This window comes from Flavobacterium sp. MR2016-29 (genome assembly GCF_015350695.1).
Taxonomy (GTDB): Bacteria; Bacteroidota; Bacteroidia; order Flavobacteriales; family Flavobacteriaceae; genus Flavobacterium.
In genome coordinates, this window is record NZ_JADKPU010000004.1 from 14548 (window position 1) to 35906 (window position 21359).

The 21359-nt window shown below is 33.3% G+C and carries 16 protein-coding genes; 11 read left to right on the top strand and 5 right to left on the bottom strand.

Translation table 11 applies throughout. The features are described from left to right. Nucleotides 1-135: 135 nt before the first annotated feature. On the bottom strand, nucleotides 136-1026 hold the full coding sequence (locus tag IR010_RS10835) for a LysR family transcriptional regulator (protein ID WP_194568920.1): 891 nt from the start codon (nucleotides 1024-1026) through the stop codon (nucleotides 136-138). 128 nt (nucleotides 1027-1154) lie between these two features. Here IR010_RS10835 and IR010_RS10840 point away from each other — a divergent pair, with 128 nt between their 5' ends. Together IR010_RS10840 and IR010_RS10845 are read left to right on the top strand one after the other, a co-directional pair. Beyond that, complete coding sequence (locus IR010_RS10840; RefSeq protein ID WP_194603741.1) at nucleotides 1155-1712, top strand: hypothetical protein; 558 nt, start codon at nucleotides 1155-1157, stop codon at nucleotides 1710-1712. Between the two features lie 11 nt (nucleotides 1713-1723). After that, the gene (locus IR010_RS10845; RefSeq protein ID WP_194603744.1) at nucleotides 1724-2698 is read left to right on the top strand and encodes an NAD(P)H-quinone oxidoreductase; all 975 of its coding nucleotides are present in this window, start codon (nucleotides 1724-1726) and stop codon (nucleotides 2696-2698) included. A 263-nt stretch (nucleotides 2699-2961) separates the two neighbouring features. Here IR010_RS10845 and msrA read toward each other — a convergent pair whose 3' ends face one another. The 3 genes from msrA to IR010_RS10860 form a co-directional block, all read right to left on the bottom strand. Beyond that, the gene (msrA, locus tag IR010_RS10850) at nucleotides 2962-3456 is read right to left on the bottom strand and encodes a peptide-methionine (S)-S-oxide reductase MsrA (RefSeq protein ID WP_029273609.1); all 495 of its coding nucleotides are present in this window, start codon (nucleotides 3454-3456) and stop codon (nucleotides 2962-2964) included. Nucleotides 3457-3723: 267 nt separating this feature from the next. After that, complete coding sequence (locus IR010_RS10855) at nucleotides 3724-4413, bottom strand: SIMPL domain-containing protein (RefSeq protein ID WP_194568926.1); 690 nt, start codon at nucleotides 4411-4413, stop codon at nucleotides 3724-3726. A gap of 53 nt (nucleotides 4414-4466) precedes the next feature. Then, nucleotides 4467-5114, bottom strand: a complete 648-nt coding sequence (locus tag IR010_RS10860; protein ID WP_194603747.1) for a rhomboid family intramembrane serine protease — start codon at nucleotides 5112-5114, stop codon at nucleotides 4467-4469. A gap of 112 nt (nucleotides 5115-5226) precedes the next feature. Between IR010_RS10860 and IR010_RS10865 the strand changes: the two genes are divergently transcribed. Both IR010_RS10865 and IR010_RS10870 read left to right on the top strand, forming a co-directional pair. After that, on the top strand, nucleotides 5227-6099 hold the full coding sequence (locus IR010_RS10865) for a lysophospholipid acyltransferase family protein (protein ID WP_029273612.1): 873 nt from the start codon (nucleotides 5227-5229) through the stop codon (nucleotides 6097-6099). 212 nt (nucleotides 6100-6311) lie between these two features. After that, nucleotides 6312-7796 carry a glycosyl hydrolase gene (locus IR010_RS10870; RefSeq protein WP_194603751.1) on the top strand — a complete coding sequence of 495 codons (1485 nt, stop codon included), beginning with the start codon at nucleotides 6312-6314 and terminating at the stop codon, nucleotides 7794-7796. Nucleotides 7797-7874: 78 nt separating this feature from the next. Here the strand turns inward: IR010_RS10870 and glmM are convergent, their stop codons facing one another. Then, nucleotides 7875-9263, bottom strand: coding sequence for a phosphoglucosamine mutase (gene glmM / locus IR010_RS10875; protein WP_194603754.1), 1389 nt, complete (start codon nucleotides 9261-9263; stop codon nucleotides 7875-7877). Between the two features lie 263 nt (nucleotides 9264-9526). Between glmM and IR010_RS10880 the strand changes: the two genes are divergently transcribed. The 7 genes from IR010_RS10880 (at nucleotide 9527) to IR010_RS10910 (ending at nucleotide 21210) form a co-directional block, all read left to right on the top strand. Beyond that, on the top strand, nucleotides 9527-10111 hold the full coding sequence (locus IR010_RS10880; RefSeq protein WP_029273615.1) for an ACP phosphodiesterase: 585 nt from the start codon (nucleotides 9527-9529) through the stop codon (nucleotides 10109-10111). 35 nt (nucleotides 10112-10146) lie between these two features. Continuing rightward, nucleotides 10147-11829, top strand: coding sequence for a gamma-glutamyltransferase (gene ggt / locus IR010_RS10885; RefSeq protein ID WP_194603757.1), 1683 nt, complete (start codon nucleotides 10147-10149; stop codon nucleotides 11827-11829). Between the two features lie 84 nt (nucleotides 11830-11913). Continuing rightward, nucleotides 11914-13698: a chloride channel protein gene (locus tag IR010_RS10890; RefSeq protein WP_029273617.1), complete on the top strand. Its 1785-nt coding sequence runs from the start codon at nucleotides 11914-11916 to the stop codon at nucleotides 13696-13698. A gap of 115 nt (nucleotides 13699-13813) precedes the next feature. Continuing rightward, the gene (gene uvrA, locus IR010_RS10895; protein ID WP_194603760.1) at nucleotides 13814-16645 is read left to right on the top strand and encodes an excinuclease ABC subunit UvrA; all 2832 of its coding nucleotides are present in this window, start codon (nucleotides 13814-13816) and stop codon (nucleotides 16643-16645) included. A 248-nt stretch (nucleotides 16646-16893) separates the two neighbouring features. Then, on the top strand, nucleotides 16894-17253 hold the full coding sequence (locus IR010_RS10900; protein ID WP_194603763.1) for a cupin domain-containing protein: 360 nt from the start codon (nucleotides 16894-16896) through the stop codon (nucleotides 17251-17253). A gap of 198 nt (nucleotides 17254-17451) precedes the next feature. Continuing rightward, entirely contained in the window at nucleotides 17452-18180 is a 729-nt protein-coding gene (locus tag IR010_RS10905) for a TIGR00730 family Rossman fold protein (protein ID WP_029273620.1), read from the top strand. A gap of 279 nt (nucleotides 18181-18459) precedes the next feature. Next, nucleotides 18460-21210, top strand: a complete 2751-nt coding sequence (locus IR010_RS10910; protein WP_194604216.1) for an aminopeptidase — start codon at nucleotides 18460-18462, stop codon at nucleotides 21208-21210. Nucleotides 21211-21359 lie beyond the last annotated feature (149 nt).

The following is a 21359-nucleotide window of genomic DNA, read 5'->3' on the forward strand; positions in this document are numbered from 1 at the left end:
TATTGCGGAACATTTTGGTTCAGGCTTTCCAACTTTTTTCCACAAAAAATAAATGTTGAAATTGTTTATTATGCAATTGTCATTTAAAAAAATAGAAACTTAAAGAATTTAGTAAAATGCAGATTTGCAATTCTCTTATGCTAAGTTCGTCATCTCAGCCTTTTTCTTTATTAAATTATGAAAAAGTAAAATTGACGCCTTTCTGTAAATTCCCGCAGGAAATATTATAGTGGCTTCACGGCTCATATTTTTACCTTCAATTGGAACTGCAATAAGTTCAGAAAAATCAAATAAGGATGAATTCATTAATACAGTAAACCATTTTTTTGTACTAACCAGTTCCAATAAACTATGGATATCATTGATTTCTATTTTTGCCTTCAATTTTATATTGTTTTTTAGAAGCGTTTCGTCCAGAAAATTACGGATACTGAAACTCGGAGAGGGCAATACCAAAGGTAATTCTGTTATTTTTTCAAGTCCTATTTTTTTAAGCTTACTCCACGGATGCGATTTATGAAGAATCAAAGACAGATTGGCAGAGAATAATGGCATTATATCAAACTGCTTATCTTCAGATGGAGGCATAAAAGACAGCATACAGTCAATTTCATACAAGCGTATTTTCTGCATCAAATCTGAAGTAGACCCCAGTACAACCTCAATCTGGATATCCGGAAATTCTTCATTAAACTCCGTGATCGTTTGAAGCAGTAAATTTACCAGTCCATACGTAGATCCGATCGTTATTTTTCCGGTTTTTACATTATTCAAATCCATTAAAACCTGCTTTCCTTCTTCTGCCTGACGAATCGTTTTTCGGGCGTAATCCAGCATAATTTCACCTGCTTCCGTAAGTTTAACCCGCTTTCCTACTCTGTCAAAGAGAAGAACCGTTAATGAATTTTCTAATTCTTTTATTTGATGAGATAATGTACTTTGAGTAATGTATAAATCATCTGCAGCCTGAGTGAAATTTAAAAGTTCTGCCGCGCGGACAAAGTATTTCAATTGACGAAGTTCCATTTTCTTTAATTTTTTATAAAAGTACAACTCTAAATCGAAAATTTCGATCGATTACATCTAAAAATTTCATTTCCACGATTGGTTTATATTGCAGACCTTTGACATAAGTTAATTAAAAAATAGAAAAGATGGAAATTTTACAAACACCCGAAAACGCATTATCAGCATCAATTGTTTCAGCAATAATTAATGCTCCAATTGAAAAAATTAATATTGCCGACTGGCTGCTTAACCTACCGGATGCAGAATATCAACGTTGCTCTGTTAACCACATTGCTGCCGGAATAACTTCTAATTTTGAAGGTATACCGATGTCTATTAATGTCGAATATGTAGGAACAGCACTTGTTGTACAGCATTACATTTTTGATGAATATAGTCCTGATTATTGCCGAATGCTTTCAATTTCTGATACAATTACTGCAGGCGGAAGATCTAAAGTACAGGTTCTTTGGGAGTTGAAAGCAGATAAAATAGATGATACAACAACAAAATTTACTAATACCATTCATGCAACCGCGACTCCTGAATTTTTAGATTTCATCAAACAAGACGGAATTTCTCTAGCCGATGCTGCAAAAGCAAGACAGGATGCTTCTGACGCCCATAATCATGAAGAAACACCGCTGTTTGCAAAAAGTATTGAGAACAAAGCGCTATTTGGAAAATATAATCTACCTTTTTAAAAAATTAGATTATGAAAGCGATTACAATCTCAAAATTTGGAGGGCCTGAAGTTTTGCAATTGGTCGAGGTTCCTGATTTAATTCCATCGCAAAATGAAGTGTTAATTCAGGTAAAAGCTTCCGGCATTAACAGAAGTGATATTTTGCAGCGTCAGGGAAAATATGCTGCTCCCAGCAGTATTTCTAATGAAATACCAGGGCTGGAAGTATCTGGAATTATAGTCGAATGTGGTCCGGAAGTTACCCAATTTAAAAAAGGTGATCACGTTTGCGCCTTACTTCCCGGAGGAGGCTATGCATCATATGTTACTGTAAAAGAAGGACAATGTTTACCTATTCCTAAAGGTTTAAATTTTATAGAGGCAGCCAGTTTGCCTGAAACAGTATTTACAGTCTGGTCTAATATTTTTGAACGAGCAAAATTAAAACCAGACGAAACTTTATTAGTTCACGGAGGCAGCAGCGGTATCGGAATCACAGCTATTCAGATTGCTCATGCTTTTGGTTCAAAGGTTATAACAACAGTTGGCACAGATGAAAAAGCACAATATTGCTATGAATTAGGTGCTGATCTTTCTATAAATTATAAAAAAGAAGACTTCGAAGAAATTTTAAAAACCAAAGGTGTAGATGTTATTCTTGATATGATAGCGGGAACCTATTTTCAAAAGAATATTACTGTTTTAAACGAAGAAGGAAGGCTTATTCATATCAATGCCCAAAATGGTAAAAACGTAGAGCTTGATATTTGGCAGTTAATGCTAAAAAGAATTACGATCTCAGGAAGTACACTGCGTGCACGAAATTACGAATACAAAAAACGATTAGCCAAAGAAGTATTTAAAAATGTCTGGCCATTAATTGAAAATAGGAAGTTCAGACCTGTTATTTACAAAACTTTTTCGTATCGCGATGCTGTAAGCGCTCACGAATGTATGGAAAATGGCAACCATATTGGAAAAATAATACTCGAATGGAAATCATGAAAATTCTTTTTTGTTTTGAAAGTATTACCACATTGGATTAGTTTTTAAAATTTGCTGGTATATTTTACAGTTTTCTGAATGCGCTCCTTTAAGATAAGCTATGCTTATTAGAAAGTCATTTACGATCTTACCCCCTTTAAACTTGAAAGTAATCCAATAAAATAAAGGTTAGCTATGCATTTACCCCTAGTTCACTATAAATTTATTGTTTTTTGTGCCATCCTGAAATCCAGGTTTAAACCTAGATATTTATCATCTTTATTTTATAAAAAAGAAGTGCCAAATCGCTCAAAATGGCAAGTATATCCATTTGGATGTTTGATAAGATAATCTTGATGATATTCTTCAGCTGGCCAAAATTTAATAAAAGGTTCCAGCGTTGTGACTACATTACCGTTCCATTTACCCGATTGATCAACGATTTTAATTACTTCATCAGCAATTTGCTTTTCTTCTTCATTTTGAATGAATATTGCAGATCTGTAACTTGAGCCTCTGTCATTTCCCTGTCTGTCAACAGTCGTTGGATCATGCATTCTGAAAAAGTAATCTAACAGTTCTTTAAAAGAAGTTTGATTAGCATCATACGTAATTTCGATTCCTTCAGCATGTCCCGGGTGGTTTTCATAAGTTGGATTTTCATTATCCCCTCCAATGTAACCTACCTGAGTATCTTTTACGCCTGGACGTACACGAAACAGTTCTTCCATTCCCCAAAAACATCCACCGGCTATATAAGCTTTTTTTAAACTTTCCATAAATAAGAATTAATTTTTAAATCAATATTGTTCAATCAGTAAACATTTTAGTTATTCACCTAAAATTGAAAATTTCGATTAATAACATATTTACTAAGATACGTATTCTCCAGAAAAGAAAGCAGAATTTAAGTTATAATTTCTCTTCAAAAACTAAAACGTCCTAAATTATTTGGTAAGTTGCTTTGAAGAATTTACAATAAAAAAATCCAAACCCCAATATTAAATTGGAATTTGGAATTTAAAAAATATTGAGATTTAAAAGCCTTAGTCTAATATAAAGCTTACGCTTACATTTGCTGTGATTTCGATTTCTCCAATAGCTAAAGTTTCATTTGCTGGCGCAGCATCTGCAGATTCTTTCATTCTCATTGCAGCATACATTGGCTGCGGGTGATATACTTGAGAGTTGTCTGAAATAGTTATTGCTTTACCTACTTTTTGTCCTAAAACTGATACGTAATCTTCTGCTTTAGCTTTAGCATCTTTAATAGCTAATTTTCTAGCTTCTGATTGGTATTGCAATAATTTAGATGATTCAAAAGAAACGTTATCTAAACGGTTAATTCCTTGTTGAACCAACCCTTCCATTAATTCATCATATTTAGATAAATCTTTTAGAAGAATTTCTACAGTTTGTGTAGCATTGTAGCTTGTTTTCTTTTTTTCGTAATCGTATTGCGGATTTAACGCAACTTGTTTTGTTCTAAAATCTGCTGCTGGAATATTCATTTTTTTGATGAACTTTAATACAGCGTCCATTTTTTCGTCATTTTGTTTTTTGACGTCTTTAGCATTATTTCCTTTTGTTTCAACTGTAGCTGAAATAGAAACCTGATCTGGAGCTATTTTTACTTTTCCTTCTCCATTTACATTGATCTGAGGAATTTGTTTGGTTTCTTGGCCGTAAGACATAGTCATAAACATGATTGTTAAAAATAATACTAGTTTTTTCATTTTTGTTATATTTTAAAATTGTTAAAAAGGATATTTCAAAAGTTGTGCCAGCATTACAACTTCCCTAATTTAGCCATAACAAAAAGGATTAAAATTGGTATTGCCAATAAAATTACCATTAAGCTGTGATCCACAATTAACGAAGGTTCTTTCACTAAAGTAATCAAATAACCGCCTATGGCGCCTCCAAAATGTGCAGTGTGTCCAATATTATCATTCTTGGCTTTCATTCCGTAAATTGAATACAGTAAATATAAAATTCCGAAAAGATATGCCGGAATCGGAATTATACCAAAAATACCCAGCATCATATCAGGCTGCAGTAAAATTGCCGAATATAAAACACCTGTTACAGCACCAGAAGCTCCAACGGCGCGGTAGCTGTAATCGTTTTTATGGAAGAGCATTGTAAGCAGACTTCCAAAAATTAAACTTCCAAAATAAATTAAAACGAAAGAAATACTTCCCATCCACTGTATTACAACAGGTGCAAAAAACCAAAGTGTCAGCATATTAAAAAATAAATGCATATAATCGGCATGCAAAAAACCAGATGAAATCATTCTGATCTGTTCTCCAGAACGAATGCTTCCGACATGAAATTCGTATTTCCTAAAAAAGGCATAATCATTAAAACCTTTATAACTAATCAAGGCATTGGCAACTATAATCCCAACTAAAATGGTATTAACGGTATTCATAAAAAATGTTTAATGTGAAATGTAAATATAGTCATTCTCCTATACAAGTTGGCTGCAAACCAAAATATCCGTGGTTATTCATTTTTGCTTTATATTTGTAAAAAAAAATTACATGCAATTTCTCGTTTATATTTTAGCCTATCCTTTGCTTTGGCTTATCTCTATACTTCCTTTTCGCATATTTTATTGGTTTTCAGATTTTGTATATTTTATTATTTACAGAGTCGTGGGGTATCGCAAAAAAGTGGTTCGCGAAAACTTAGCCCTTACTTTACCACATTTAAGTGTTGAAGAAAGAAGAGAAATTGAAAAGAAATTTTATCAGCACATGTGCGATATGTTCTTAGAAATGATCAAGACGATGAGTATTACGCCTGAGGAAATGGAAAAAAGATTTACCATTACCAATATGGATCTTTTTCATGAATATGAAAGAAAAGGCAAAAGCGTAATTTTAGTCGCTTCGCACTATGCGAGCTGGGAGTGGCTGTTAACTCTTAATAAAAGAATGTTATTTAACGGTGTTGCTGTTTACAAAAAAATTGCCAATCCTTATTTTGATAAATTAGTTCGAAAAATTAGAGGGAAATATGATGCTCAATTAGTCGAAACCAAAAAGGCAATTCCGATGATGGCTCAAAATCAGCGCGACGGAATATTAAGTTTATACGGTTTAGCAAGCGACCAATCTCCTAAATTAGACCGAATTTTTCATTCGATGAAATTTATGGGAATTGAAGTTCCCGTGCACACTGGAGCAGAAATGCTGGCTAAAAAATACGATTTGAGCGTTATTTTTATCAAAGTAAAAAAAGTTGGAAGAGGATATTATGAAGCGACAATTGTTCCGATTGCAGATAATCCAAAAGAATATGAAAATTTTGAAGTGACGGAAATGTATTTGCGTGAAGTAGAAAAACAAATCCTTGAAGCTCCAGAATATTATTTATGGACACATAAAAGATGGAAACATAGAGTTCAGTAAAAACAAAATTAAAGTCTGAAAAGCAATGTCGCTTTTTCAGACTTTTTTATTTTGCAAAAGTTCTTAAAACTGTTCTAAAACTTATAAAAGATATTTTGATGGGTTTTTGTAATGATTTTTTTTGAATTTGAAAAAATGATAATTTCAATAAACAGCATACATTTGAAGTTGACTAAATCCTATCCCAAAAAACCAAATCAAAATTATAACTCATGATTAAAAAATTATTTTTTGCATTTTTAATAGCATTCATTTCGACAACAGCTTTTGCTCAAAGTCCTAAACGAGGCATCGCGTACGTAAACAATTCTACAGCGGATTTATTAGCGCTTAAACCCGGAATTTCTTGGTGGTATAATTGGGGAACTATACCAGAAAATGACACAAATGCCAACTACGAATCTATTGGACTTGAATATGTACCAATGGCTTGGGGAAAACAAAGTGATGCCGATGTACAGACTTTTATCAGCAAAATAAAACCTGGCGCTAAATATTTATTAGCTTTTAATGAACCCAATTTTAATGACGGCGCAAGATTGACACCACAGGAAGCTGTAAATGCGTGGGCAAATGTTGAGAAAATTGCTGCCGCAAAAAATCTTGAAATAGTTAGTGCCTCGCCTGCTTATAATGGACCAAATAATTATGGAGGATTTAGCGATCCTGTTGCGTGGCACGATCAATTTTTTCTTTTATGTCCAAATTGTAAAGTAGATTATATTGCATTTCATACGTATGATAACACAGCCGGTTCTGTAATTGGAGTAACAGGAAACTTAAAAAAATATAACCGTCCGGTTTGGGTTACTGAATTTGCCAATAGAGTAATTCAAACAGAAGCTCAAAAGATTGCTTTCATGAAAGATATAGTTACCAGTTTTGAAAACGATCCAGATATTTACAGATATTCTTGGTTTACTGGAAGAGTTCCTGCAGATTGGACAGACATGTTAGAAGGACAATTATTAAGTCCGACAAGCGGCGTTTTGAAACCTATCGGAACTGAATATGTAAACGCAACTTATACGAATAAAAAAATGAACGTTCCTGGCCGTATTACGGCAAACAAACATTACAGAAGGAAAGGAACTGGCCTGCAAAATACAACAGATTCTGGAACAGGTCAAAATGTATGTTTTATTGAAAATGGAGATTGGAACGAGTTTATGCTGAATGTGGCTGACGCAGGAACTTATAATCTTACTTTTAGAGTGGCATCACCAACGATTCCGGGGAAATTTGATATCAGCGTAAACAATGTTATTGTCAAAACAGATGAAACTTTTCCCGTTACTGGAGGATATCAAACGTATGCAGACAAAATAGTAAACGGAATTAATTTGCCTAAAGGCGAAGTTTACCTGAAAATTAAATTCAAATCAAACGATATGAATTTTAATTATATTGATGTTGTAGCAACAAATTTAGGCGTAAACGATCCCATTGCAGAAAAAGATTCTTTTACCGTTTATCCAAATCCTGTTAAAAACCAATCGACCCTGCATATTAAATCTTCCATTACAGAGCCATTAACTTTAAAAATTGTTGATATGAAAGGCGCTGTTTGTTATTCTTCAGATGAATATTTTACCAATGAAGATATTAAAATTGGAGATAAACTTGCCACGGGAATTTATATTGTAAATGCTTCTTATGGTTTGGTTAAAAAATCAATTAAGATTATTAAGAATTAAAATCTAAGCTTTGAGAATAAAAAAACACCTCTTTCATAAATTGGATAGAGGTGTTTTTATTTGGATTAAAATTGAAAATTAAATTCCAGCAATTGCTTTTATTTCATCAATAATTCGAAGTGCTAATACATCTGCTTTTTCTTGAGATGGAGCTTCTGTATAAATGCGAATAATGGGCTCTGTATTTGATTTTCTTAAATGTACCCATTCTGAAGCAAAATCAATTTTTACACCATCAATTGTCGTAATATCTTCGCTTTTGTATTTTTCTGTCATTGCAACTAAAATCGCATCAACATCAATTTGCGGAGTCAATTCGATTTTATTTTTACTCATATAATATTCTGGGTATGAAGCACGCAAAGCAGAAACTGACATTTTCTTATTTGCCAAATGCGTCAAGAATAAGGCAACTCCAACTAAGCTGTCTCTTCCGTAATGAGATTCTGGATAAATAATACCGCCGTTTCCTTCTCCACCAATAATAGCATTATTTTTTTTCATTAATTCTACAACGTTCACCTCGCCTACTGCGCTGGCTTCGTAACTTCCATTATGCGAATTTGTAACATCGCGCAACGCACGAGAAGATGACATATTCGAAACTGTATTTCCTGGTGTTTTGCTCAAAACATAATCGGCGCAAGCCACTAAAGTATATTCTTCTCCAAACATTTCTCCATCTTCGCTAATAAATGCCAAACGGTCAACATCTGGATCTACAACAACTCCTAGATCTGCTTTTTCTTTTACAACCAATTCAGAAATATCTGTTAAATGTTCTTTTAAAGGTTCTGGATTATGAGGAAAATGTCCGTTTGGTTCGCAGTACAATTTAACAACTTCAACACCCATTAATTCTAATAATTTCGGAATAATAATTCCACCAGAAGAATTTACTCCATCAACAACTACTTTAAATTTTGCCGCTTTTACCGCTTCAACATCAACCAATGGCAAATTTAAAACCTCGTCGATATGAATATCCATATAAGCATCATTCACAGTAATTTCGCCTAAATTATCAACATCAGAGAAATCGAAAGCTTCAGCTTCAGCAATTTCTAGAATTTTTGCTCCTTCATCTCCGCTTAAAAATTCTCCTTTTTCATTTAGCAATTTCAGAGCATTCCATTGTTTTGGATTGTGAGATGCAGTCAAAATAATACCTCCATCTGCTTTTTCTAGCGGAACAGCAACTTCTACAGTTGGTGTTGTCGAAAGTCCAAGATCAATCACATTAATTCCTAAACCTATTAAAGTATTTACAACAAGATTGTGAATCATCGGTCCAGAAATTCTGGCGTCACGACCAATTACAACCGTTAGTTTTTCTTTTGAAGTATTGTTTTTAAGAAAAGTTCCGTATGCCGATGCAAATTTTACTGCATCAACAGGAGTCAGGTTATCTCCTACTTTCCCCCCGATTGTTCCTCGTATACCTGAGATCGATTTTATTAAAGTCATTTTTGTGAGTTATGGTTACCAAATACAAATATAGAAAAGTTGCTAAGATACTAAGTTGCTAAGGGACTAAGATTTTAAAAAAGTTGCTAAGAGACTAAGATGCTGAGATATTAAATAGTTAAGTTTAGAAGCTAAATACCAATCCTTAAAAACGATGTCAAAAAGTTTTCATACTTTTACTAAAATAAGCTTAGCAACTTAGTCCCCAAGTTTCGGGATAGTATCTAAAAAAAAACTTAGTGCATCAGCAACTTTAAAAAAAAATGAACTTCCTAGCCCATATATATCTTTCAGGAGACAATGATTTGATCAAAATTGGTAATTTTATGGCCGATGGAATTCGCGGTAAACAGTTTGAGCATTTTCCTCAAGATGTTCAAAAAGGAATTATTTTGCATCGATTTATTGATACTTATACTGATTCGCACGATATTTTCAGGCAAAGCACAAAGCGTTTGCATGAAAAATATCATCATTATGCCGGCGTGATTGTAGACATTGTTTATGATCATTTTTTAGCTAAAAACTGGAGCAAATATTCTGACGAAAAACTGGAAGATTTCATTAATAGATTTTACAATTCATTACACGAAAACTATTCTATCCTGACTGAAAAAACACAAGGCTTAATGCCTTATATGATTGAAAGAAACTGGCTTTTGAGCTATCGAACAGTCGAAGGTATTCATCAAATTTTAACTCAGATGGATCGAAGATCAAAAAATATATCTAAAATGCAATTTGCCAGCGAAGAACTAAAAGAATTCTATGACGAATTTGAGCAGGAATTCACCTTGTTTTTTGAAGAAATTCAACAGCAGGCAAAACAAAAACTGCATTCATTGTAAAATCTAGCTGATTTTATAAAACCTATATTCTTTTTATGAAAAAAACCACATTCTTACTTTATTTTATTTCTCTTTTTGGTTTCGCACAACAAACTGTAAAACCAACCGGATTAGTAGCTTCAAAAGCTATGGTTGTTTCTGCTCGAGCCGAAGCATCAAAAATTGGTGTCGAAATCATGAAAAAAGGAGGTAATGCTTTTGATGCTATGGTTGCCACCGAATTAGCCCTTGCAGTCGCGTATCCGTTTGCTGGAAATCTTGGAGGCGGCGGCTTTATGGTATACCGAAAAGCCAATGGCGAAATAGGCTCACTAGACTACCGCGAAAAAGCACCCTTAGCAGCCACAAAAGATATGTTTTTAGATAAAGACGGAAATGTTATTAAAGGAAAGAGTACTGAAACAGCTCTAGCAATTGGCGTTCCTGGAACTATTGCCGGTATTTTTGCCGTTCATAAAAAATTAGGCTCTCTGCCAATGTCAGAAATTTTAAAACCTGTAATTACTCTGGCTGAAAGGGGTGTAATTGTTACTATAAAGCAACAAAAACAGCTTGAAAATTATCATGATGCTATTGTAAAAGTTAATGGTCCAACGACGCTAATGGCTGGAAAATTCAAAGAAAATGATACCATAAAATATCCGGCGCTTGCTCGAACTCTAAAGAGAATTTTAAAGAACGGAAAAGACGAATTTTATAAGGGTGAAAGTGCCAAGATTTTAGTTGATTACCTCCAGAAAAAAGGCGGAATAATTACGCTTAAAGATTTAGCCAGTTATGAAGCTAAATGGAGAAAACCTCTGCAGTTTAATTATAAAGATTTAAAAATCACTTCGATGTCCCCGCCAAGCAGTGGAGGAATCTGTCTTGCTCAAATCCTAAAAATGATCGCTCCCTATGACTTATCAAAAATGGGACATAATTCGGAAGAATCTATTCAGGTAATTGTCGAAGCTGAAAGAAGAGCTTACGCAGACAGAAGCCAATTTTTAGGTGATCCAGATTTTGTAAAAATCCCAATTAAGACTTTGCTGGATGATGCATATTTAAAAGAAAGAATGTCTAATTTTAATGTAGAAAAAGCAAGTTTATCTTCAGAAATAAAAGAAGGAAAGGTAACGTACAACGAAAGTCTTGAAACAACACATTATTCTATTGTAGATGCTCAAGGAAATGCAGTTGCAGCAACGACAACCATAAATGACGGTTTCGGTTCAAAATACTATTGCGATGAGCTGGGTTTCTTTTTAAACAACGAAATGGACGATTTCAGCGCCAAGCCTGGATCTCCAAATATGTTTGGTTTAGTAGGAAATGAAGCCAACAGCATTGCGCCTCAAAAAAGAATGCTCAGTTCGATGACACCTACGATTGTCGAGAAAAACGGAAAGCTGTTTATGGTCGTTGGTTCGCCAGGCGGTTCTACGATTATTACAACTGTACTACAAGCAATTTTAAATGTTTACGAATACAATCTGAGTATGCAGGATGCGGTAAATGCACCCCGTTTTCATCATCAGTGGCTTCCGGATTTAATAACATTTGAACCTAATGCTTTTGAAAATAATACAATTGACAAATTAAAAGCAAAAGGATATTTAATTAATGAAAAAACAACGCCAGTAATTGGAAAATTAGATTGTATTTTGGTTCTGCCCAATAAAAATCTTGAAGGCGGTGCTGATTTTCGAGGTGATGATACTGCAGTTGGTTTTTAAATTATAAAATATTTGTCTTAAAAATTATACAATTTTGAATGCTATAGGCTAAATTTGCAATATCCCTAACTTTTTACAAACAGAATGCTAAAAAAATATTTTAGAAAACTAGAAAGCATTATTGCTTTGGCACAATCCTTAATGACTCCAAAGCAGTTTATTTTTTTATCAAGTGTTCTAATTGGTATATCATGCTCTTTGGCTGTAATTGTTTTAAAAACTTTTGCTCACAGCGTTTTCTCATTTGCGACTTATATCAACGGAATTTTAAAATTGAGTTTCATTAACAGTATACTTCCTATTATCGGAATTGTGCTTACTGTTTTTGTTGTAAAAAGAGTTTTAAACGGAAGTATTGAAAAAGGTACTTCGCAAATTTTGTATGCTGTTGCTAAGAAAGCAAGTATTATTCCTAAAAAACAAATGTATGCGCAAATTGTAACTAGTTCGTTAACTGTTGGTTTAGGAGGTTCTGCCGGTTTAGAAAGTCCAATTGTGATTACAGGGGCGGCATTTGGTTCAAACTTTGCCCAAAATTATAAATTACCTTATAAAGACAGGACTTTACTTATTGGCTGTGGCGTTGCAGCGGGAATTTCAGCTGCTTTTAATGCTCCAATTGCCGGTGTTTTATTTGCAATTGAAGTGCTATTGGTTGATGTAAGTATTTCAGCCTTTACTCCTATTATGATATCGGCAGCTACAGGTGCTTTGGTTTCTGCAATTGTTTTAGATGAAAGTATTTTATTGTCCTTCAAGAAACAAGAAGTTTTTAATTATCATAATATTCCTTTTTATGTACTTTTAGGAGTATTGACTGGATTTATAGCAGTTTATTATGCACGAAATTTTCAAAAAGTCGAGCATTATTTTTCTAAATCAAAATGGAACCCGTATAAAAAAGCTTTAATCGGTTCTTCGTTACTGGCACTGCTTATTTTTATTTTTCCAACTCTTTTTGGAGAGGGTTATGAAAGTATTAAAACCCTATCTGAAAATGATCCAGGGCAATTATTAGACAATACTTTATTTGCAGATTTGAGAAACAATCAGTGGGTTTTACTTCTATTTGTTGGCTGCACTATGATGGTAAAAGTATTTGCTACTGGACTTACAATTGGAAGCGGAGGAAACGGAGGAAATTTTGCGCCGTCTTTGTTTTTAGGTTCTTATTTAGGTTATTTCTTTTCAAAATTCATTAGCCTTATTGGTCTATCAAAACTGCCGATCAGTAATTTTACAATGGTTGGAATGGCTGGTATTTTGAGTGGATTATTTCACGCGCCACTTACAGCAATCTTCTTAATTGCCGAAATAACTGGAGGTTACGGATTAATGATTCCGCTTATGATTGTTTCCTCAATTAGTTTTGCTATTTCTAAGCGTTTTGAAAAATATTCACTTGACGTAAAAAATCTGGCTAAAAAAGGACATGCTTTTACCAGCAATAAAGATTCTAATATTCTATCAACTTTAGATATTGATACGATCATTCAATGTGATTATTTAACGGTTCATCCAGATGAGCATTTAAATAAATTAGTAGATCTTATTTCACACTCAAATCAAGTTGTTTTTGCCGTTGTCAATAACGAAAAAGAACTTGTTGGAATAGTTCATTTTAATGATATCCGCGAAATTATCTTTAATGCATATCGTGTAAAATACACCTTGATAAGAGATGTTATGAAAACACCTCCGGCTACAATTTCATCTTTTGACAGTATGGAAATTGTAATGAGTAAATTCGAAAAATCGAAAACGGCATTTCTTCCTGTTATACGAAACGAAAAATACTATGGCTTCATTTCCAAATCTATAGCGCTGGAAGCTTATAGAATGAAACTGCGTTCTATGACAATTGAATAATGCCCAATAAACGTTTTACAGTAGCGTTATTTTGTTACAATTTTTAACATAAACTTCTATTCTCTAGTACTAAAAGAACAAATCAAAGTGGTAACTTTGCGTTTTGCTCAAATTTATGCTAGATAAAGACAATACTATTGAAGTTCTTGGTGCAAGAGTTCATAATCTAAAAAATATCGATATTTCTATTCCGAGAGAAAAACTGGTTGTAATTACAGGTCTTTCTGGTTCGGGAAAATCTTCTTTGGCTTTTGATACCATTTATGCTGAAGGACAGCGTCGTTATGTCGAAACTTTTTCGGCGTATGCCAGACAATTCCTTGGTGGTTTAGAACGTCCGGATGTGGATAAAATCGACGGACTTTCTCCGGTAATTGCTATTGAACAAAAAACAACCAGTAAAAGTCCGCGTTCAACCGTTGGAACTATTACTGAAATATATGATTTCCTCCGCCTTCTATATGCGCGTGGTGCAGATGCTTACAGTTACAACACCGGCGAAAAAATGGTTTCGTATTCTGATGACCAAATCAAAGATTTGATTATGCAGGATTTTAGCGGAAAACGAATCAATATTTTAGCCCCAATTATTAGAGCTAGAAAAGGACATTACGCCGAACTGTTTCAACAAATTACAAAGCAGGGATTCTTAAAGGTTCGCGTAAATGGCGAAGTTCAGGATTTGGTTTCAGGAATGAAATTAGACCGCTACAAAACCCATGATATCGAAATTGTCGTTGACAGAATGTTAATTGAAAATACAGAAGACAATCAAAAACGATTGGCGGAAAGTATAAACACTGCAATGCACCATGGCGAAAATGTTTTGATGATTTTAGATCAGGATACGAATGAAGTTCGTTATTTCAGTAGAAATTTAATGTGTCCGACAACCGGAATTTCATACCAAAATCCAGAACCAAATTTATTTTCGTTCAACTCTCCTAAAGGAGCTTGTCCGCATTGTAATGGATTGGGAACTGTACATGAAATTAATGTAAAAAAGATTATTCCGAATCCTAAATTATCGATTAAAAGTGGTGGTTTTGCTCCACTTGGTGAATATAAATCATCTTGGATTTTTAAGCAATTAGAAGTTATTGGAGAAAAATTTGGTTTCAAAATAACAGATCCGATTGAGAAAATTCCAGAAGAAGCGATGACCATGATTTTGCATGGCGGCAAAGATAAGTTTGTCGTAAATTCAAAAGATTTAGGCGTTACGCGCGATTATAAAATAGATTTTGAAGGAATTTCAAACTTCATTAAAAATCAATTTGATGAAACTTCTTCGACAACTATAAAACGTTGGGCAAAAGATTTTATGGACGAAATTAATTGTCCGGTTTGTGATGGTTCTCGTTTGAAAAAGGAAGCACAGTTTTTTAGAGTGAATGGGAAAAATATCACCGAATTATGTGATATGGACATTTCAGATTTGACAATCTGGTTTCAGGATTTGAATAATCACTTGTCTGAAAAACAACTTTTAATTGCTTCTGAAGTAGTAAAAGAAATCAAAGACCGTTTGAACTTTTTAATGAATGTTGGTCTTAATTATTTGGCTTTAAGCCGAAGTTCAAAATCACTTTCTGGTGGTGAAGCACAACGTATTCGTTTAGCAACCCAAATTGGTTCACAATTAGTTGGTGTTTTATATATTTTGGATGAGCCAAGTATTGGTTTGCACCAAAGAGACAATGAAAAATTGATTCATTCTTTAGAACAATTACGTGATATTGGAAATTCGGTTATTGTGGTGGAGCACGATAAAGACATGATCGAACGTGCTGATTATGTAATTGATATTGGTCCGAAAGCAGGGAAATACGGCGGCGAAATCATCAGTATTGGAACTCCAGCGGAAACATTAAAATCGAACACGATTACCGCTCAATATTTGAACGGTAAAATGAAATTAGAGATTCCGAAAGAACGCAGAAAAGGAAATGGCAAGTTTTTTAAATTAACTGGAGCGACTGGAAATAATCTTAAAAATGTTTCAATCGAATTGCCTTTAGGACAATTAATTTGTGTGACAGGAGTTTCAGGAAGCGGGAAATCGACTTTGATTAATGAGACGCTCTACCCTATTTTGAACGCTTATTATTTTAATGGTGTAAAAAAACCACAGCCTTACAAAAAAATTGAAGGCTTAGAACATATCGACAAAGTAATTGACATTGACCAAAGTCCGATTGGAAGAACGCCTCGTTCAAATCCAGCAACTTATACAGAGGTTTTCACCGAAATCAGAAACCTGTTTACGATGACTTCTGAAAGTATGATTCGCGGTTATAAAGCCGGACGTTTTAGTTTTAACGTAAAAGGCGGACGCTGTGAAACCTGCGAAGGCTCTGGTGTTAGAACTATCGAAATGAACTTTTTGCCAGATGTTTATGTGGAATGTGAAACTTGTCAAGGGAAACGTTTTAACAGAGAAACACTAGAAATTCGATACAAAGGAAAATCGATTTCAGATGTATTGAATATGACGGTTGATGAAGCAGTTCCATTTTTTGAAAACATTCCGAAGATTTACAGAAAAGTAAAAACAATTCAGGATGTTGGTTTAGGATATATAACGCTTGGCCAGCAAAGCACAACACTTTCTGGTGGTGAAGCACAGCGTATAAAACTAGCAGGAGAATTATCTAAAAAAGATACCGGAAACACTTTTTATATTCTGGATGAACCTACAACTGGATTGCATTTTGAAGACATTCGTGTTTTGATGGATGTAATTAATAAATTGGTTGATAAAGGAAATACAATCCTGGTTATCGAACATAACATGGACGTAATTAAACTTGCTGATTATATTATAGACATTGGTCCTGAAGGCGGAAAAGGCGGCGGACAATTAATCGCTAAAGGAACTCCTGAAGAAGTGGCGAAAAATAAAAAAAGTTATACAGCTAAGTTTTTGAAAAAGGAATTGGAATAAAAATATTTTTTTGATGGACGGTTTCTAATGCGTCCATCAAAAATTTTTACTGCTTAAAATTCGTTGAAATCTCAGGTATATAACCTTACTATACTGATAATGAATTATTGACTACAATTTAAATTAGCAAGAATGTTACATTTAAATTAATAAATACGCATTTCTGTAACAATTCTCGAAAAAAGAGTTAATTTAGTCCCCCGATTTTTGTCAGAGTTTTAATTTTGACAAAGCCTATGATATACTCTATGAATCTAAAAGAAAAATTCAGTAACGTTGACCAATATTTTTCGCCTAAAATAATTGACGAAGTAAACGATCAATATATTAAAGTGGCTAAAATAAAAGGTCAGGAAGTTCCATGGCATAATCACGAAAATGAAGATGAATTATTTTACATTGTCGACGGTGAGCTTTTAATGGAAATAGAAAATAAACCCGCTTTCACTACGAAAAAAGGTGATTTGTTCGTTGTTAAAAAAGGCGTAAATCACAGGGTTTCATCGGTTGAAGAATGTTCAATAATGCTTATCGAATCTAAAACCACGGAACATACCGGAAAGGTTAAGAGCAACATTACCAAATCAATTGCAGAGCAAACGTATTAATAAAGAATTTTTCTTTTAAACTCAAAGTTCAATTGAAAACGATGCCCTAGCCCTGATGGAAGTGGCATCCTTTTTCTTGCTTCTTTAGCAAGGAAAAGATATAGCGGACAGCAGGAAACAGCTCCTTATCTTTAGACCATAGTCAGGATGACAACAAGAGCCAAAACATAATAAAAATAATAAATTAAAATACCTAAAATGAGATTAGAAGATTTTGATAATGATGAAGATAAAATAATTCAGGATCGTTTAAAACAAAAAACGTGGAATGAAATTAGAACCAACGACAGCTGGGCGATTTTTAAAATCATGGCCGAATTTGTAAACGGTTACGAAAGCATGGGACGTATTGGTCCGTGTGTATCTATTTTTGGTTCGGCGAGAACAAAACCTGACGATAAATATTATTTATTGGCTGAAAAAATTGCTTACAAAATCAGTAAGGCCGGTTATGGTGTAATTACAGGTGGAGGGCCGGGAATTATGGAAGCCGGAAATAAAGGTGCACATTTAGGAGGCGGAACTTCGGTTGGTTTGAATATCGAATTGCCTTTTGAACAGCACTTTAACCCATATATTGATCACGATAAAAACTTGAATTTCGATTATTTCTTTGTGAGAAAAGTAATGTTCGTTAAATACTCGCAAGGTTTTGTGGTTATGCCGGGAGGTTTTGGAACGCTTGACGAAATGTTTGAAGCGATTACATTAATTCAGACTAAGAAAATCGGGAAATTTCCAATTATCTTGGTTGGCGTTGAATTCTGGTCAGGATTAATCGAATGGGTAAAAACGGTTTTAGTTGAAAAAATGCAGACTGTAAGTCCTGACGATTTAAACTTATTTAAGATCGTAGACACTGAAGATGAAGTTGTTGACGTATTAGATAAATTCTACAAGAAATACGATTTAAGTCCAAATTTCTAAAATTTTTTCTACCATAGAAGTCATATAAGTTTATATATTTTGACCTAATAATTGTGAACTTAAATTTACTTATATCACTTATATGGTTAAATTTCAAAGCTGTTTTTATAAACAGCTTTTTTTATGCTATTTTTACAGAAAACCAAAAGAACTTTATGCTCGTAACTTAAGTATATCCTCTTAACTTTTAAACCATCCTTGAAATCATTTTATAAAATCATATTCCTTCTTTTAGTTTTATTCAGTTCGATAAAACAATATGCACAACATCATTCTAAGATGGAAGTGGCGGTTAATCTTGAACTTAAAACACTGAATGTAAGACAGGATATTACATTTTATAATACATCAAATGATTCGCTCACTTCTATCGTTTTGAATGACTGGAATAATGCCTTTGCAAATAAAAACACACCTTTGGCAAAACGTTTTTCAGATGAATTTTATAGAGGTTTTCATGTAGCAAAAGCAGTTGAGAGAGGAAATACAACAATTTTAAACCTGACCGATTCTGAGAACATGGCTTTAGAATGGGAAAGAACCGATAAAAATCCAGATTTTATAGTAGTTAAATTAAACCATAAACTGCTTCCTGGAGAAAAAATCGATTTGCATCTTATCTATATTTCTAAAATTCCGAGTGATAAATTTACACGTTACGGTTTTGACCAGAATGGCGGTATGAACTTGAAAAACTGGTTTTTAAGTCCTGCCAGATTTGAAAATCATCATTTTACTCAAAACAACAATTTTAATTTAGATGATATTGCAAATGCTGTAACGGATTATGAAGTTGAAATAAAAATTCCAAACAGCTATTCGATTACGACTGATTTGAATTCGGTTTCAAAAGATGTTTCAAATCCTTCATTCAGCACTTATTCGTTTTCAGGAACTAATAGAACTGATTTTAATTTGTTTATTGAAAAACAAAATAACTTTAGAAGCTATGACAACGGAACTATTGAGGTTTTGTCTGACTTAAAAAACAAGAAAATAACTGAAATTCAAAAAGCAATTGTGATCAATCGTGTTGCTGCTTTTGCGAATGAATTTATTGGAAAATATCCCCACGAAAAAATTACAGTTTCACAGGCTGATTATGAAAGAAATCCATTTTACGGATTAAATCAGCTTCCTTCTTTTATAAGTCCGTTTTCTGATGAATTTATGTTTGAGATTACTTTTTTTAAAACCTATCTCAATAATTATTTAAAAAACTCGCTTCGACTTGATCCTAGAAAAGACAATTGGGTCTACGATGGAATCCAGATATACGCCATGATGAAATATATGGAAGAATATCATTTGGATGAAAAAATGCTGGGAAGGCTTTCAAGAATGAAACTTTTTAAAAGTTACAACATTACTAATCTGACTTTTAACGAGCAATACAGCTATTATTATATGCTGATGGCGCGAAAAAATTTGGATCAGCCACTTGGAGATCCAAAAAATACTTTAATTAAATTTAATGAGCAGATTGCCAGTAAATATCGCGCAGGTTTAAGTTTGAGTTATTTAGATGACTATTTAGATCATAATATTGTTCCGCAAAGTGTTCAGGAATTTTATAATTTGAATAAAACCGAGCAGACAAATCGTTATGATTTTGAAAAAATCTTAACTAAAAACAGTCCGAAAAATATCGACTGGTTTTTTAAAACTATAATAGATTCACGTGATATAATTGATTACAAATTTTCGAATGTTTCAAGAACCAAAGACAGTATTCAGTTTTCAATAAAAAGCAAAACAAATGTGTTTGCTCCGATTCCTGTTTATGGTCTGAAGAAAAATGAAATTGTTTTTAAAAAATGGATTGAACCTGAAAACACCGATTCGATTTATCAATTTGACAGAAAAAATGCAGATAAAATTGTAATTAATTACGATAATGAAGTTCCGGAATACAACCAAAGAAACAACTGGAAATCACTTAAAAGCCTTGTACTTACCAATCGACCGATAAAATTTAATTTTGCCAAAGATTTAGAAGATCCATATTATAACCAAATCTTATATATTCCTACGCTTACTTACAATTTATACGACGGATTAACGCCTGGAGTTCGTTTTCATAACAAAACAATTCTAGACAAACCTTTTACCTTCGACATTAACCCTGCATATTCTATAAATGCTGGTACATTATCTGGATCTTCTGCTTTTTCATGGAGCGAATATTACAGAAACAGCACGCTTTATAATGTGCGTTATTCGATTAGTCAAAATTATTTTCATTACGCGCCAGATGCTGCTTATTTAAGATTGAATCCGATGGTGCAGTTTCGAATTCGTGAAAAAAACTTTAGAGATAATAGAAAACAGTTGATTATGTTCAGGGAAGTTATCGTAAATCGGGAAGCAAGTGAGTATATTACTGATAATTCTAAACCAAATTATTCGATTTTTAATGCCCGCTATTCGAATACTAAAACAGAATTAGTTGATCATTTCAGTTTTATGACCGATGTTCAATTCTCAGGTGATTTTGGCAAACTTTCTGGCGAAGTCGAATACAGACGATTATTTGAAAACAACCATAAACTGAATTTGAGATTATACGCTGGAAGTTTTATTTATAATACAACAAACTCAGATTATTTTAGTTTTGGATTAGATCGCCCAACCGATTATATGTTTGATTATAACTTTTTTGGAAGATCTGAAAGTACCGGGATTTTTAGTCAGCAATACGTGATGGCCGAAGGCGGATTTAAGTCAAAGATACCCCCAAGATACGCTAATCAATGGCTTACTGCGTTTAATGCCAGCTACTCGATTTGGAATTGGATTGAAGTATACGGCGATGTTGGTTTTATGAAAAGCAAACACCAAAATGGAGATTTTGTTTATGACAGCGGTATCCGATTAAATTTGGTTCAGGACTATTTTGAACTCTATTTTCCTGTTTATTCGAATAACGGATGGGAGATTTCTCAAAATAAATACAACGAAAAAATTAGATTTGTAGTAACATTTGCCCCAAAAACATTAGTTAATCTTTTTACTAGAAAATGGTTCTAATTAAATAAAATTTAAACAAAAACATGCGTAATTATCATTAAATTTAACTTTTATCTATACATAACACAAAAAAAGTAGGTGGTTTTTTGATTTTAAATACAAATAATTAAATTATATTTATTTTAAAGAATTATGATTATTGATTGTTT

Bases quoted from the DNA above. Each gene is read 5' to 3' on its own strand.
- IR010_RS10835 (WP_194568920.1), bottom strand. From the start codon at position 1,026: ATGGAACTTCGTCAATTGAAATACTTTGTCCGCGCGGCAGAACTTTTA.
- IR010_RS10840 (WP_194603741.1), top strand. From the start codon at position 1,155: ATGGAAATTTTACAAACACCCGAAAACGCATTATCAGCATCAATTGTT.
- IR010_RS10845 (WP_194603744.1), top strand. From the start codon at position 1,724: ATGAAAGCGATTACAATCTCAAAATTTGGAGGGCCTGAAGTTTTGCAA.
- msrA (WP_029273609.1), bottom strand. From the start codon at position 3,456: ATGGAAAGTTTAAAAAAAGCTTATATAGCCGGTGGATGTTTTTGGGGA.
- IR010_RS10855 (WP_194568926.1), bottom strand. From the start codon at position 4,413: ATGAAAAAACTAGTATTATTTTTAACAATCATGTTTATGACTATGTCT.
- IR010_RS10860 (WP_194603747.1), bottom strand. From the start codon at position 5,114: ATGAATACCGTTAATACCATTTTAGTTGGGATTATAGTTGCCAATGCC.
- IR010_RS10865 (WP_029273612.1), top strand. From the start codon at position 5,227: ATGCAATTTCTCGTTTATATTTTAGCCTATCCTTTGCTTTGGCTTATC.
- IR010_RS10870 (WP_194603751.1), top strand. From the start codon at position 6,312: ATGATTAAAAAATTATTTTTTGCATTTTTAATAGCATTCATTTCGACA.
- glmM (WP_194603754.1), bottom strand. From the start codon at position 9,263: ATGACTTTAATAAAATCGATCTCAGGTATACGAGGAACAATCGGGGGG.
- IR010_RS10880 (WP_029273615.1), top strand. From the start codon at position 9,527: ATGAACTTCCTAGCCCATATATATCTTTCAGGAGACAATGATTTGATC.
- ggt (WP_194603757.1), top strand. From the start codon at position 10,147: ATGAAAAAAACCACATTCTTACTTTATTTTATTTCTCTTTTTGGTTTC.
- IR010_RS10890 (WP_029273617.1), top strand. From the start codon at position 11,914: ATGCTAAAAAAATATTTTAGAAAACTAGAAAGCATTATTGCTTTGGCA.
- uvrA (WP_194603760.1), top strand. From the start codon at position 13,814: ATGCTAGATAAAGACAATACTATTGAAGTTCTTGGTGCAAGAGTTCAT.
- IR010_RS10900 (WP_194603763.1), top strand. From the start codon at position 16,894: ATGAATCTAAAAGAAAAATTCAGTAACGTTGACCAATATTTTTCGCCT.
- IR010_RS10905 (WP_029273620.1), top strand. From the start codon at position 17,452: ATGAGATTAGAAGATTTTGATAATGATGAAGATAAAATAATTCAGGAT.
- IR010_RS10910 (WP_194604216.1), top strand. From the start codon at position 18,460: ATGGAAGTGGCGGTTAATCTTGAACTTAAAACACTGAATGTAAGACAG.